At 64.8% G+C, this 12,454-nt stretch carries 10 protein-coding genes; 6 read left to right on the top strand and 4 right to left on the bottom strand.

Annotated features, from left to right (window positions below; all coding sequences use genetic code 11):
- Positions 1 to 67: 67 nt before the first annotated feature.
- Positions 68 to 1,645, bottom strand: a complete 1,578-nt coding sequence (locus A39O_RS33435) for a sigma-54-dependent Fis family transcriptional regulator (protein ID WP_020505250.1) — start codon at positions 1,643 to 1,645, stop codon at positions 68 to 70.
- Positions 1,646 to 2,093: 448 nt separating this feature from the next.
- Between A39O_RS33435 and A39O_RS0113785 the strand changes: the two genes are divergently transcribed.
- Positions 2,094 to 3,722, top strand: coding sequence for an arylsulfatase (locus A39O_RS0113785; protein WP_083924673.1), 1,629 nt, complete (start codon positions 2,094 to 2,096; stop codon positions 3,720 to 3,722).
- Positions 3,719 to 4,051, top strand: a complete 333-nt coding sequence (locus A39O_RS0113780; RefSeq protein ID WP_020505248.1) for an alpha/beta hydrolase — start codon at positions 3,719 to 3,721, stop codon at positions 4,049 to 4,051. The genes A39O_RS0113785 and A39O_RS0113780 overlap by 4 nt, the downstream gene beginning before the upstream one ends.
- Positions 4,052 to 4,066: 15 nt before the next feature.
- Here the strand turns inward: A39O_RS0113780 and A39O_RS0113775 are convergent, their stop codons facing one another.
- The 3 genes from A39O_RS0113775 to A39O_RS0113765 all read right to left on the bottom strand — a co-directional run bounded on the left by A39O_RS0113775 (position 4,067) and on the right by A39O_RS0113765 (position 7,512).
- Positions 4,067 to 5,227, bottom strand: coding sequence for an ABC transporter permease (locus A39O_RS0113775; RefSeq protein ID WP_020505247.1), 1,161 nt, complete (start codon positions 5,225 to 5,227; stop codon positions 4,067 to 4,069).
- A gap of 246 nt (positions 5,228 to 5,473) precedes the next feature.
- Entirely contained in the window at positions 5,474 to 6,187 is a 714-nt protein-coding gene (locus A39O_RS0113770) for an ABC transporter ATP-binding protein (protein ID WP_020505246.1), read from the bottom strand.
- Between the two features lie 119 nt (positions 6,188 to 6,306).
- Complete coding sequence (locus A39O_RS0113765; protein WP_020505245.1) at positions 6,307 to 7,512, bottom strand: efflux RND transporter periplasmic adaptor subunit; 1,206 nt, start codon at positions 7,510 to 7,512, stop codon at positions 6,307 to 6,309.
- A 434-nt stretch (positions 7,513 to 7,946) separates the two neighbouring features.
- On the opposite strand from A39O_RS0113765, the gene A39O_RS33430 reads away from it, so the two are divergent.
- The 4 genes from A39O_RS33430 (at position 7,947) to A39O_RS36605 (ending at position 11,699) form a co-directional block, all read left to right on the top strand.
- Positions 7,947 to 9,011, top strand: a complete 1,065-nt coding sequence (locus A39O_RS33430; RefSeq protein ID WP_020505244.1) for an HlyD family secretion protein — start codon at positions 7,947 to 7,949, stop codon at positions 9,009 to 9,011.
- Positions 9,008 to 10,171: an ABC transporter permease gene (locus tag A39O_RS0113755; protein ID WP_020505243.1), complete on the top strand. Its 1,164-nt coding sequence runs from the start codon at positions 9,008 to 9,010 to the stop codon at positions 10,169 to 10,171. Before A39O_RS33430 ends, A39O_RS0113755 begins: the two co-directional genes overlap by 4 nt.
- The gene (locus tag A39O_RS0113750) at positions 10,168 to 10,833 is read left to right on the top strand and encodes an ABC transporter ATP-binding protein (protein WP_020505242.1); all 666 of its coding nucleotides are present in this window, start codon (positions 10,168 to 10,170) and stop codon (positions 10,831 to 10,833) included. The genes A39O_RS0113755 and A39O_RS0113750 overlap by 4 nt, the downstream gene beginning before the upstream one ends.
- 62 nt (positions 10,834 to 10,895) lie before the next feature.
- Positions 10,896 to 11,699: a phosphodiester glycosidase family protein gene (locus tag A39O_RS36605; RefSeq protein WP_157640080.1), complete on the top strand. Its 804-nt coding sequence runs from the start codon at positions 10,896 to 10,898 to the stop codon at positions 11,697 to 11,699.
- Positions 11,700 to 12,454 lie beyond the last annotated feature (755 nt).

Raw genomic sequence — 12,454 nt, 5'->3', positions numbered from 1 at the left:
AATCCCGGCCGGCGGCGTGCGTCGTCAGGGCTTCCAGCCCTGACGGTGTCAGGCCAGGATGGCCTGACTACGCAGTCGGACGTACGATGCCAAGCTTCTGCATCCGCGAGCGCAGGGTGTTTGGATTAATCCCCAACCGGTCTGCGGCATTGCCCCTACCATTGATCCGCCAACCGCACGCCTGACAAACGAGGAGGATGTGGTCGCGTTCCACCTGCTTCAGCGTGCGGATGGCCACCAGACCGGAATCCGCCGACGGCAGCGTACGCGCGCCGGTCGCGCGCGGGAGTCCGTTGATCTCCAAAGTCGATCCGGCCGAGAGAATCATCGATCGCTCCACCACATTCGCAAGCTCTCGGATATTTCCGGGCCAGTCGTAGGCCATCAGCTCGGCCAGGGCGCGGTCCGGGATGCGGGTGATCTGCCGGCCGAGCTTGGGACCCAGCTTGGCGACGAAGTAGGCCGTCAGCAGCCCGATGTCCTCGTTGCGCTCGCGCAGCGGCGGCAGCTCGATGGGGAAGACCCCGAGCCGGTAATAGAGATCAGCGCGAAAGGTTCCGGCCCGGGCCATGGCGGCCAGGTCGCGATTGGTGGCGGCGATCACCCGTGCATCCGAGCGCCGGGCAGTCGGCGAGCCCAGGCGCTCGAAATCCCCGCTCTGGAGTACGCGCAGGAGCTTGGCCTGAAGCTCCAGGGGCAGCTCGCCGATCTCGTCCAGGACTAAGGTGCCGCCATCGGCGACCTCGAAGCGGCCCAGCTTACGGGCAATGGCCCCGGTGAAGGCTCCCTTCTCGTGACCGAATAACTCGCTCTCGATCAAGGTGGCAGGGAGTGCGGCGCAGTTCACTCTCACCAGCGGCCGCTCGGCGCGGCGGCTGCGCCGGTGAATCGCCGTGGCGATCAAGTCCTTGCCGGTTCCGGTCTCGCCCAGGATCAGCACGGTGCTGTCCGTGGGGGCGACCTGCTCCACTTGGCGCAGCACCCGCGTCAAGGCCGGGCTGGTCCCGACCAGTTCGTCGAAGTCGAACTGGTGCATGACTTCCTCGCGCCACACCGCGTTCTCTGTTTCCACCCGTTCGCGCAGTGCCACGTTCTCGGCAAGGGCGCGTCTGAGTGCCTGCTCCTTGTGCCTGCGCATGAGGGCATTGGCGAAGATCCCGGAGATCAGGCGCAGGCGTCGCACCAGGTCCTCCGGCCAGGGATGTTCGGTGCGGATGGTGCCGAACGAAAGACCGCCCATGACTTGGCCTTCCGCAATCAGCGGAAAGAGCGCCAGCGACTTCTGATCCAGCGCGCGCAGCATGGCCTTGTCCTGGGCGGCCTCGGAGGGAAGATCGGGGAGATGGCTGCATACGGTCACGATCCCGGAGCGCAGCCGACCCACCAGATAGGGGAGCTGTGCCTCGGTGAGCGGCGAGGGGACTTGGGCGATGCCGGAGCGCGCCCAGGAGTGCGTGCGGAGCCATTGCCGGGACGCGTCGTCGAAGCGCCCGACCGTGGCCCGGTCGATCCCCAGAAAGAGCACGATGCGACGCAGGGCTGACTGGATATGCCCGTCGAGTGCGTCGGATTCGACGTTGATGAAAGATGCCGCCAGATCGGTCAGCAGATCCTCGAAGCTGGAGTCACCAACCGCTGCCGTCATCGGTGTCTCGACGGTTGAGTCGCACGAACCCGGAGTGCTCAAGCGAACCTCCTGCAATCGTCGGGAGCGATAGGTGGGACGAAGCAAGCTCGGGGCAAACCCGACCCAAGCGGCTCGCGGCGGACCGCACAGACGATCCGTCGGCACATAGCGTAGCCGCACCCACGCCAAGCCGATAGCGATATTTCGTGACTTACGAGATGTCGCAATCGCGTTGACGATATGTCGTGACCCTGGCTTGAGCAAGCCGCCCGGTCGGTGCCCAGCACGCAGGGATCCCTATGAAAATCGAACTGTTTCTGATATCCGAGTTAATCGATCGGAGTTGGCCCCATTGCTGCTGACAGGGTGCTGTGACCTTTCGAATCACCCACGTCGAGGGGCCAGGTCAGACCTTGCTGCAGGTCGATGGTTGCTTTCGACAGACACCGAGAGAGGAGAGCGCGAGATGAGTCATCGAAGCGGCGGCGGTTCGAGCCGGCTGACGGTCGATCGGGATGTTCCGCCGGGCAGGGCATCCCTTGCCTTGGCCCTGTTGGCGGTCGGCATGGTTCTGGGGCTCGCTCCCCCGGCCAGTGCAGTGGACAAGCCGAACATTGTGGTGATCTGGGGCGACGACATCGGCGTCCACAACATCAGCGCCTACAACCACGGCATCATGGGCTACCGAACGCCGAACATCGATCGATTGGCCAATGAAGGAGCCAAGTTCACCGACTCCTACGCCCAGCAGTCCTGCACCGCTGGGCGGGCGTCCTTTATTCTTGGTCAACACCCGTTCCGCACCGGCCTGCTGACCATCGGGATGCCGGGCTCGGAGCACGGCATCCCGGCGTGGAGTCCGACTATCGCCGACTTGCTGAAAGAGCAGGGCTATGCCACCGGTCAATTCGGCAAGAACCATCTGGGCGACCGCGACCAGCATCTCCCTACCGCCCATGGTTTCGACGAGTTCTTCGGCAACCTCTACCACCTGAACGCCGAGGAGGAGCCGGAGACCTACTACTACCCGAAAGACCCCGAGTTCCGGAAGAAATACGCGCCTCGCGGCGTGCTGCACACCTTTGCCGACGGCCGGATCGAGGACACCGGACCACTGACAACGAAGCGCATGGAGACGATCGACGAAGAGATCCATACGGCGGCAATGGACTTCGTCGATCGGCAGGTCAAGGCCGATACGCCCTTCTTCCTCTGGTACAACAGCACCCGGATGCATGTCTGGACCCACCTGAAGCCCGAGTCCGTGGGCAAGACCGGTATCGGCCTCTACCCGGATGGCATGGTCGAGCACGACGGCTACGTGGGCCGGGTTCTGCAGAAGATCGACGATCTCGGCATCGCCGACAAGACCATCGTCATCTACAGCACGGACAACGGTGCTGAGACCTTTTCCTGGCCCGATGGCGGCGTCACCCCCTTCCAGGGAGAAAAGGGCACCACCTGGGAGGGTGGATTCCGCGTCCCGCTGATGGTGCGCTGGCCAGGCGTCATCAAGCCGGGTACGACCTATAACGACATTATTTCCCAGGAAGACTGGATGCCGACGCTGCTGGCTGCCGCCGGCGTGCCTGACCTGGTGGCGAAACTGGAGAGCAAAGACGGCTATGCGGCGAACGGCAAGACGTGGCGGATTCACCCCGACGGCTACAACTACCTGCCTTATCTCAAGGGCGAGACGGATCAGGCGCCGCGCAAGGAGATCTACTATTTCGGCCAAGGCGGAGAGCTGAACGCCATCCGGGTCGGCAACTGGAAGATCCACTTCGCCACCATCGCCGGCAACATCGCCACCGGCGTGCGCCAGACGCCCGGCTGGCCGCTCATCATCAATCTGCGGGCCGACCCCTACGAAAAGATGTGGAAGGAGGGCGAACTGGGCTACTTCCGCTGGTACGCCGACAACCTCTGGACCTTTGTGCCGGCCCAGGAGTACATCCGCAAATTCCTGGACACCATCCCGGACTACCCATTCCAGGAGGGCAGCAGCCTGAATGCCGCCGGGATCAATTACCAGACGCTCAAGGCGGCTCAGGTCCTGAAACAGCTCGAAACGCTGTCGTCGCCGGTGAATTGACACGGGAAATCGAGCTGGCGCTCGGCGAGGTCAAGCAATTGGGAGCGTTCCCGAACGAGCCCTACCAACTGCATCGGCTGCCTGGCGGCCTGATCGAGCGGGATCGCGACGGGCTCGCCCGTCACGCTGCGGCCAAGAGCGAGCTGACCCAGGCTGTCGAGCGTCGGCTGGAACGCTCCGGGAGCAAGCAGATCATGCTCTATGTTCATGGCTTCAACGAGACCTTCGCCACCGCCGCCTACACGGCCGCCGAGCTCTGCCATTTCCTCGGACGCGAAGACGTTTCCTGGAAGTTTCCACCACCAGCGGCCGTGCGCGACGCGCGCTGATCGTCCGGTGCAGCTTCAGCGCCCGGCCAAGGCATCCACGATGCGCATACGCATCGCCTTGAGCGCCGGCGGCAGTCCGACCGCGATCCCGATGACGGTCATCAGCCCCAGACCGAGCACCCAGCTTTCGGTTTGCATGCTCAGGTCGATCTGACCGGCGGTGGCCTCGCGGATGGCGGGCAGGGACAGGCGCGCCAGCACGAGGCCGAGCAGACCGCCGATCCACAGCAGCAGCACCGCCTCGGCCAGCACCAGCAGCAGCACCGCCCGATTGGTGAAGCCGATGGTCTTGAGCACCGCCAGTTCCGGGATGCGTTCGCGCAGCGACTGCGCCATGGTGTTGCCGGTGAGCAGCACCAGCGTAAAGAAGACGGCACCCATGATGGCCTTGACGATCAGTCCGATATCGCCGATCTGTTCGGCGAATGCCAACTGGAACTCGCGCTCGCTCTGGGTCCTGGTCTCGTAGGCCGAGTTGGCGAATTGCCGATCGATCGCCTGGGCGACCCGCGCGGCCTGGGTGGGATCGGTCACCCGCTCCACATACCACCCGACCGTGCCCTGGTCCAGGTCGCGTCCCTCGTCGAAATAGTCGTGGTGAAACAGCATCTGCCGTTCGGAGGCGCGCAGTTCCGGGGCCGCGGCCTGAAAGATGCCGACCAGCGCGAAGGTCCATACCGCGCTGCCGTCCCGGTTGGGGAAGATGGTGGCCTTGAGCGGAATCCGGTCGCCGACCCGCCAGCCGAACCGGTCGGCGAGTGTCTGACCGACCACGGCGCCGGTGCGGGTCTTGAGGAACGCCAGACGTTGCGCCGGGGGCAACACCAGTTCCGGGTACATGTCGAAATAAGTCGCCGGGTCGACCGCGAAATTGGCGAAGAAGTTCTTGGGGTCCTGATAGATGCCGCCAAACCAACTGGCGAAGGTGACGGCCCGCACGCCAGGCAACGACGCAATCCGCGCGCGATAGGCCGCGGGGAGCGGCTGGATCAGCGACAGGCGCGAGGACGTGATAAGGCGGTCGATGCCGACCACGCTCCGCGGCGCTTCGAAGGCCACGCGTACGGCGTCCAGCATGCCGAACAGGGCAAAGGCCGCCGCGACCGACAGCAAGGTCAGCAGAGTGCGCACCTTCTTGCGCAGGAGCGCGGCGATCAGCAGCGGCAGGTATTTCACGCGCAGATCCAGATCGGGCGGTCAGGGAGAGTTCACTGATAAGTTAAACAAGTCTATTAGGGAACACCGTTGGTGCCTTGGTCGTTATCGTTGTCGTTGTCGTAATCGAGGCACGACGCACGTTGCTGGAGTAACCGCTTCGCAGGCTTGCAGACGCTCCTGAATCGATCCGGAATCCGATAACGATTACGACAACGACAACGACAACACTTGTATTCGTTGTATAACTGATTTCTGACTCGTTATTCAGCCATCAACCAAAGTCCCCTTATCCAATTGCAGGGTGCGCCGCGAAAACTCCGCCGCCTTGGGGTCGTGGGTGACCATGATCATGGTCTTACCATACTCCCGGTTCAGCCGCTGCAACAGCGTCAGCACCTCCTCGGCGGAATGACGGTCGAGATCGCCGGTCGGTTCGTCGCACACCAGGAGTTGCGGGTCCGAGACGATGGCGCGGGCGATGGCGACCCGTTGTTGCTGACCGCCGGAGAGTTCGTTGGGTTGGTGGGCGGCGCGGTCGCTGAGCCCCACCAATTCCAGCGCGATGGCGGCATGACGCCGCCGCCGGGCGGCGGACAGCCGGGTCAACAGCAGCGGCAATTCGACATTGCGCTGCGCCGAGAGTGCCGGCAGCAGGTTGTAGAACTGGAAGACAAAACCGACATTGGCCGCCCGCCAGCGCGCCAGCGCGGTGGCCGACAGGCGATCGATGCGCTGACCGTCGACGCTCAGTGAGCCCTGGGTAGGCAGGTCCAGACCGGCGATCAGATTGAGCAGGGTGCTCTTGCCGGAGCCGGACGGCCCCATCAGCGCCAGGAAATCGCCGCGCGGAATGTCCAGGTTGACGTGGTGGAGGACTTCGATACGCTGCCGGCCGCGTTCATAGACCTTGCTCAGATCGCGGATCACGACCAGGGGCGGCGCCTGCGGCAGAATGCGGGTCGGGGCGGACTCGGTCATCGGCTAGTACACCGTTCCAACTTAAGTTGCATCGTCATTCCGGCAGGATGCCGGAATCCAGTGCCATGGATGGTACCTTGCAGCAAGCACGGACCCGCAAGACAAGATGGAACGCTCTACTAGGTGCCGTCGCGCCTGATCACGCGTCCGCCGTCCACCAGTCCCGGCGGCGGCTCGCTCACCACCCGCTCGCCGACCGCCAGTCCCTGCAGGACCTGACGCCGCTCGCCGAACAACTCGCCCAAGGTGACGCGGCGCTCGCGGACCCGATCGCCGTCCAGCACGAAGACCAGGCTGTGGTCCGCGCGCGCGACGATGGCGCCGGCAGGCACCAGCACCCCCTCCCTGGCCTGGCCGAGTTCCTCAAGGAAGGACACCCGCACGCCCATCTCGGGCAGCAGGCGCGGGTCTTTGGCCGTGATCGCGATGCGCACCTTGACGGTCGCCTTGGCGCGGTCCGCGGTGGGGATGATGGCGATCACCGTGGCCGGGATCTTCCAGTCGGGATAGGCATCCAGCACCGCCTGCACCGGTTGATCCGGCTTGACGCGATTGATGAATGACTCGTTCACATCGACCTCGATCTCCAGCGAGTCCATGTCGACGATGGTCCCGATGCCGGTGCGGGTGAAGCCGCCGCCGGCGGACATGGGCGACACGATCTCGCCGAGTTGGGCCGCCTTGGCGACGACCACGCCGGTGAAGGGGGCGCGTACGATGGTGTTGTCGACCGCCACTTGGGCGACCGCAACCTCCGCCTCCGCCACCCGCACCTGACTGCGCTGGGCTTCGAGCAGGGCGGCCCGGGTCTCGACCTGGGTGCGTGCGTTTTCCAATAACTCTTCCGAGGTCAGTTGTCTGGCCCCCAGCCCCTCCTGGCGCTTGAGGTCGCGCCGGGCCTGCTCCAACGCGATCCGCAGTTGATCGAGTTGGGACCGGGCTGCCGACAGCCGCGCCTGCGCCAGGCCGAGTTGCGCCCTGGCGTCGGTATCATCCAGGCGCGCCAATATCTGACCGGTCGCGACCTGGACGCCTTCCTCGATCAGCACCTCGGCAAGTTTGCCCGAGATCTTGCTCGACACCGTGGCCTGGCGCCGCGCGATCACATACCCGGTGGCGTCGAGCACGGTCGCCGCCCCGACGCCCGGCGCTTCGGCCGGCACCGTCTCGACTGTCGGGGTTTGACTCAATCGCATGACGTAACCGCCGACCGCGAGCCCGCCGATCACCAGGACCAGCAAGAGCCGCCACAGCCAGGGTTGCCCGCCGCCCTCACGGGCCTCGTGATCGAGGTGCAACTCCTGCAAAATGTCCTGTTTCGGCATAGCGCCTTTGCACCTGATATAGCGTTCGCACCTGAAATCAAGACAGACCTTCGTGTAGGGGCGGGTTTGAAACCCGCTCCTACATCCGGCTATCACGTCCGAAAGCTCTATTCAGACCTGGCCTTGGCGTAGGGGCGGGTTTGAAAACCACACCACGTCCGAATCGTCGCGTTCGACGCCGTTGCGATACGCTATTTTAGCCGGAAACGCGCGCGGGTCTTGATCGTCGTTCCAGCGAGCGCCAAAGGCTGCTTCAGCCGGATGTGAGCGGCGTCAAGCAGCTTCCCTGGTTCGTATCCCCCGCTGAAAAGCGCAGGTCCGGGTGGCGAGATCCTCACCCGCAGTGCTGACTGCGTCGACCTGAAGGGGCCGCTCGGGTTACCCTAGCCCGACCCGGGACGCCACCGGAGACATTCATCCACGTAGTCGAGTCCATGCAGCGTCGCCCCCCGCCCACATCCCTCCTGCCGCGGCCTCTGCTGCGGTTGTGCCTGATCCTTGTTTGGGCGCTGACGGCCCCGGCCATGGCGCTTGCGGCAGAGCCGATCCCGGCCGCCCGCGACTTGCCCGCCCCCGCGCCGCGCACCATCATCGCTGCCTTGGGCCGGATCGAGCCCGCTTCGGAGGAGATCCGCGTCGCCGCGGCCATGACCGGACGGCTGGCCGAGGTGGCGTTGGACGAAGGTCAACCGGTCCGTCGGGGGCAGGTGGTGGCCACCCTGGAGAATGACGACCATCTGGCGCGCATGCAGGCGGCCGCGGCCAATGTCGGGGTCGCGCGGGCGGCCCTGGACCGGGTGATCAACGGGGCACGTCCGTCCGAGCGGGAGGAGGCCGCGGCCGCGGTGCGCGAGGCGCAGGCGGTGCTGGCGCGTGCCGAGCGCGAGGCGGGGCGTCAGCAAGGCTTGGCGGACAAGCGGCTCGGCAGCGGTCAGGATTTGGACAACGCGCGCAGCAACCTGGATGTCGCCCGCGCTCAGGTCGCGCGCAGCCAGGCGCACCTGGCAGTGGTCGACAGTCCGGCGCGGGAAGACGAGCAAGCCAGGGCCGAGGCGGAGCTGGCCCTGGCGCAGGCGCGGCTGGCGGAGGCGCGGGCGGTCTATGAGAAGTCATTCGTGCGCAGTCCGATCGACGGAGTGGTGTTGCGCCGCTTCCGACGTGCCGGGGAGCAGGTCACCGAGATGGGCGATACGCCCATTCTGGCAGTCGGTGACCTGTCGCACCTGCGGGTGCGCGCGGAAGTGGATGAGGCGGACATTGATTTACTGCGCCTGGGTCAGAATGCCTACATCGAGGCCACCGCCTATGGCGAACGCCGCATCCCCGGCAAGGTTGTCCGTATCGGTAATCTCATGGGACGTAAGCAAATCGTCTCCGACGATCCCGCGGAGCGCAAGGACAGCCGCGTGCTGGAAGTGCTCATCGACCTGGAGCCGGGGATCGCCATCCCGGTGGGTTTGCGGGTCGATGCCTTTATCGTACTCGATCGTTCCCAATGATGCGCGGCCAAGCCTATCGCTGGGGTATGGGAATGGCCGGGCTTCTGGCCTGGCGCAACCTCGCCCATGACCGCTCGCGCTTTGTGGTCACCCTGGTGGGGATCAGCTTCGCGGTGGTCCTGATCGCGATGCAGATCGGGCTCTTTCTGGGCTTTACCGACAGCGCTACCAATGTGATCCGCCACACCCGCGCGGACTTTTGGATTGTTCCCAAGGGGTCCCGCAACTTCGAGATCACGATGCCGCTCAGTGAGCGCGAGTTGTATCTGGCGCGCTCGGTGCCTGGTGTTGCCCATGCGGAAGCCCTGTTGGTCCAGTTCGCAATCTGGAAGAAGCCCGGCGGGGGCGACGAGAGCGTCCTGCTGGTGGGGGCGGACCTCAATACGGGCCTCGCCGGTCCCTGGAACATCGTGGCGGGTCACCTGGAGGACCTGCGGCGGCCGGATACGGTGATGATCGACCGTCTCTTTGCCGAGACGCTCGGGGTCAGCGCGCTCGGCACGACGGTCGAGATCCGTGACCAGCGGGCGCGCGTGGTTGGGTTTACCCAGGGTATCCGTTCCTTTACCACCAATCCCTGGGTCTTCGCCTCGTATCGGACCGCACAGCACCTGACGCAGTTTGCCGAGTCCGAGACCAACTATGTCATCGGCACCTTTGAGCCCGGAGCCGACCCGGTGCGGGTGCAGGATGCCCTGGCCCGCATTCTCCCGCGGACCGACGTCGATCTGAGCGAGCAATTTGCCGCTCGTACCCGCGATTACTGGATGTTCACCACGGGCGCCGGCGCCTCGGTGCTGGTTTCAGCCGTCCTGGGTCTGCTCGTGGGGATGGTCATTGTCGCCCAGGTGCTCTACGCCACGACGGTGGATCATTTGCCTGAGTTCGGGACGCTGCGTGCCATGGGTGCGCCGCGCGCCTTTGTCTACAAGGTGATCCTGAGTCAGGCCGTGATCAGCGCCACCTTGGGTCACCTGCCGGGGATCGCCGCGTCGCTGCTGCTGGCCAAGGCCAGCGAGTCGGGGGCTGCATTGGTTCTGATACCACCCAGCTTGGCCGTTGGGCTCTTTGGCGTGACGCTGATCATGTGCGTGTTCGCTTCGATCATCTCCATCCGTAAGGCCATGGACATCGACCCGGCGATGGTCTTCCAGCGGTGAGCGCAGCAGCGCTCGAAGCGCGTGGTCTGACCCTGGTCTACGGGAGCGGGGAGACCGCCGTGCGTGCCCTGGATGGTGTGGACTTTCAGGCCAACGCGGGCGAGATCCAGGCACTGATGGGGCCGTCGGGAAGCGGCAAGACAACGCTGCTGATGATTCTTGGCTGCCTGCTGCACCCCACTGCCGGCGAGGTCCGGGTGGAGGGTCAGCTGGTGGCGGGGCTGCCCAATCCCGCGCTGGCGCGGCTGCGGCTCCAGCGCATGGGTTTTATCTTCCAAAGCTATAACCTGTTTCCGGCCCTGACCGCGGCGGAGAACGTCCAGGTCGCGCTGGAACTGAAGGGGCACGACCTGGGGGAGGCGCCCGCGCTGTTGGAACTGGTCGGGCTGGGCGGGCGTTTGCACAACTTCCCCCGGCAACTCTCCGGTGGCGAGAAGCAGCGGGTGGCGATCGCCCGCGCCCTGGCCGGCGCCCCGCCGATCCTGCTGGCCGACGAGCCGACGGCCGCGCTGGACTCGATCAATGGTCGGGCCGTGGTCAAGCTGTTGGCGCAGTTGGCCCACGAGCAGAGACGCGCGGTGGTGGTGGTGACCCATGACCCGCGGGTCGGCGATCTGGCCGATCGGATTGTTCATATCGAGGATGGACGCATCCAGTGTTGAGTCTGCACGCACGTTTCGAAAAGACCGTCCTCGGCCTTCTGCTGACAGTCTGGGCTGGGGCCTTGCTGGCCCAGTCTTCGCGTGAGACGCCGTTTCCCGGCATCACCTACCGGCACGAGCGTCGGCAGGATCCGCCGATGCGTTTGTTCATCGCCGAGGTGAACCTAACCAACCCGCGGTTGAACATCCGGGTCGTCCCCGGCGGCCCCGACCCGGACGGGCCGGGCGAGTGGGAAACCACGCTCATGACGCCGACCCGGATCGCCGCCCGCGAAGGATTCGACCTGGCGGTGAACGGCGATTTCTACCGCACAGCGCCGGAAGGCTGGGCGAACGTCATCGGACCGGCGGTCAGCGACCGCAAGCGCTGGTCGACCAGCAACAAGAAGCGGCCTTGTCTGGTCGTGCGGGGCAGGGGACAGGTCTCGATCGAGATGATCGGCAAGCCCGCGAACGACATGCAGCAGCTCATTGCCGGCAACGTCATGCTCGTCGAAAATGGGAAAAGCGTGCTGCGGCAAAACCAGGATCGTCATCCGCGCACCGCGGTCGGGCTGAATTCCAAGCGCACGCGGCTGCTGATCCTGGTGGTCGACGGTCGCAGCCCGAGCCATTCGGTCGGCATGCGTTATGACGAATTGGCCGATGAGATGATCCGTCTGGGCGCCAAGACGGCCATCAACCTCGACGGGGGCGGCAGTTCCGTGATGGTCCTGCGCGATCCAGGCACGCAGCGCCTGCAGGTGCTCAATCAACCCAGCGACGGTCAGGAGCGCGCGGTGGCCAACGTGCTTGGCATCACTGTCGGTGACGGCAAGTTGCCCCCGCACCAACCTCCCGATCCGGTTCCTGCTTCCCGGCCTTGATCTTCGATCTGCCGATTTGGCGTCCGGTGTTGTTGACAGCCTGCGCCCTAATCCCAGCTCGACAAAATCAGGTGTCGTCGAGTGATCAAAGCGGACGAACGAAAAGACCGAACTCGAACCGGACACAGTTGACCTGAAGGAGTCGACCCTCTACCCGTGGACAAAAGCGCGCAACCGCGCACGGAAGACCTTGAGCGTCACTTCAATCGCTGGAGCCAGAACATTTAAGTAGAGATGTAGTTATAATCATCTCAACAGACCAAGGAAGGCAGGGGGCAGGGTATGTCGGCACCGGGGGGAGAGGCCGTCCGTGATACGTCTGGTGGCCGGCGTGCCCTGATCCCCGCAGACCGGAATACGCTCCGGGCGGGGTGAAACGCGCCGACCGTTTTCATCCTCGCGCCGCTCGGAATGTCCCCGTGGGAGCGGCGTCCCGCCGCGAGCGGTGCCGCGGTGACCTCGAACGCTGCGGTTACGCGCGCGGCCCCATCGCGGCGGGACGCCGCTCCCACAGGCTCGCTGCGCGACTTTTTCCAGCAAAGCCTCGACCTCCAATGGTCGGGACGATGATCAAAGCCAGCCCGTGCCGAAAGAACCACGGCGGAAAAGGTAACGCTGGTGCAGCGCCCTCAAGGCGTACACTCGTGATTGCCGATAATGTATATTATGTTAAGTCATGTGTCAGGATCGCGTTTGCCGCGGTTGCGCAACCGGTGCACCTGATACACCATTATCGAGAAGCCTTTCATGGCTTC

Source organism: Lamprocystis purpurea DSM 4197 (assembly GCF_000379525.1).
In the GTDB taxonomy this organism is placed as follows: domain Bacteria; phylum Pseudomonadota; class Gammaproteobacteria; order Chromatiales; family Chromatiaceae; genus Thiodictyon; species Thiodictyon purpureum.
The sequence above is the reverse complement of the archived record's forward strand: the minus strand, read 5'-3'. Positions and strand labels throughout refer to the sequence as shown.

Excerpts from the sequence above, each read along its gene's own strand:
- A39O_RS33435 (WP_020505250.1), bottom strand. The coding sequence starts at position 1,645 with ATGACGGCAGCGGTTGGTGACTCCAGCTTCGAGGATCTGCTGACCGAT.
- A39O_RS33430 (WP_020505244.1), top strand. The coding sequence starts at position 7,947 with ATGCAGCGTCGCCCCCCGCCCACATCCCTCCTGCCGCGGCCTCTGCTG.
- A39O_RS0113770 (WP_020505246.1), bottom strand. The coding sequence starts at position 6,187 with ATGACCGAGTCCGCCCCGACCCGCATTCTGCCGCAGGCGCCGCCCCTG.
- A39O_RS0113785 (WP_083924673.1), top strand. The coding sequence starts at position 2,094 with ATGAGTCATCGAAGCGGCGGCGGTTCGAGCCGGCTGACGGTCGATCGG.
- A39O_RS0113755 (WP_020505243.1), top strand. The coding sequence starts at position 9,008 with ATGATGCGCGGCCAAGCCTATCGCTGGGGTATGGGAATGGCCGGGCTT.
- A39O_RS0113765 (WP_020505245.1), bottom strand. The coding sequence starts at position 7,512 with ATGCCGAAACAGGACATTTTGCAGGAGTTGCACCTCGATCACGAGGCC.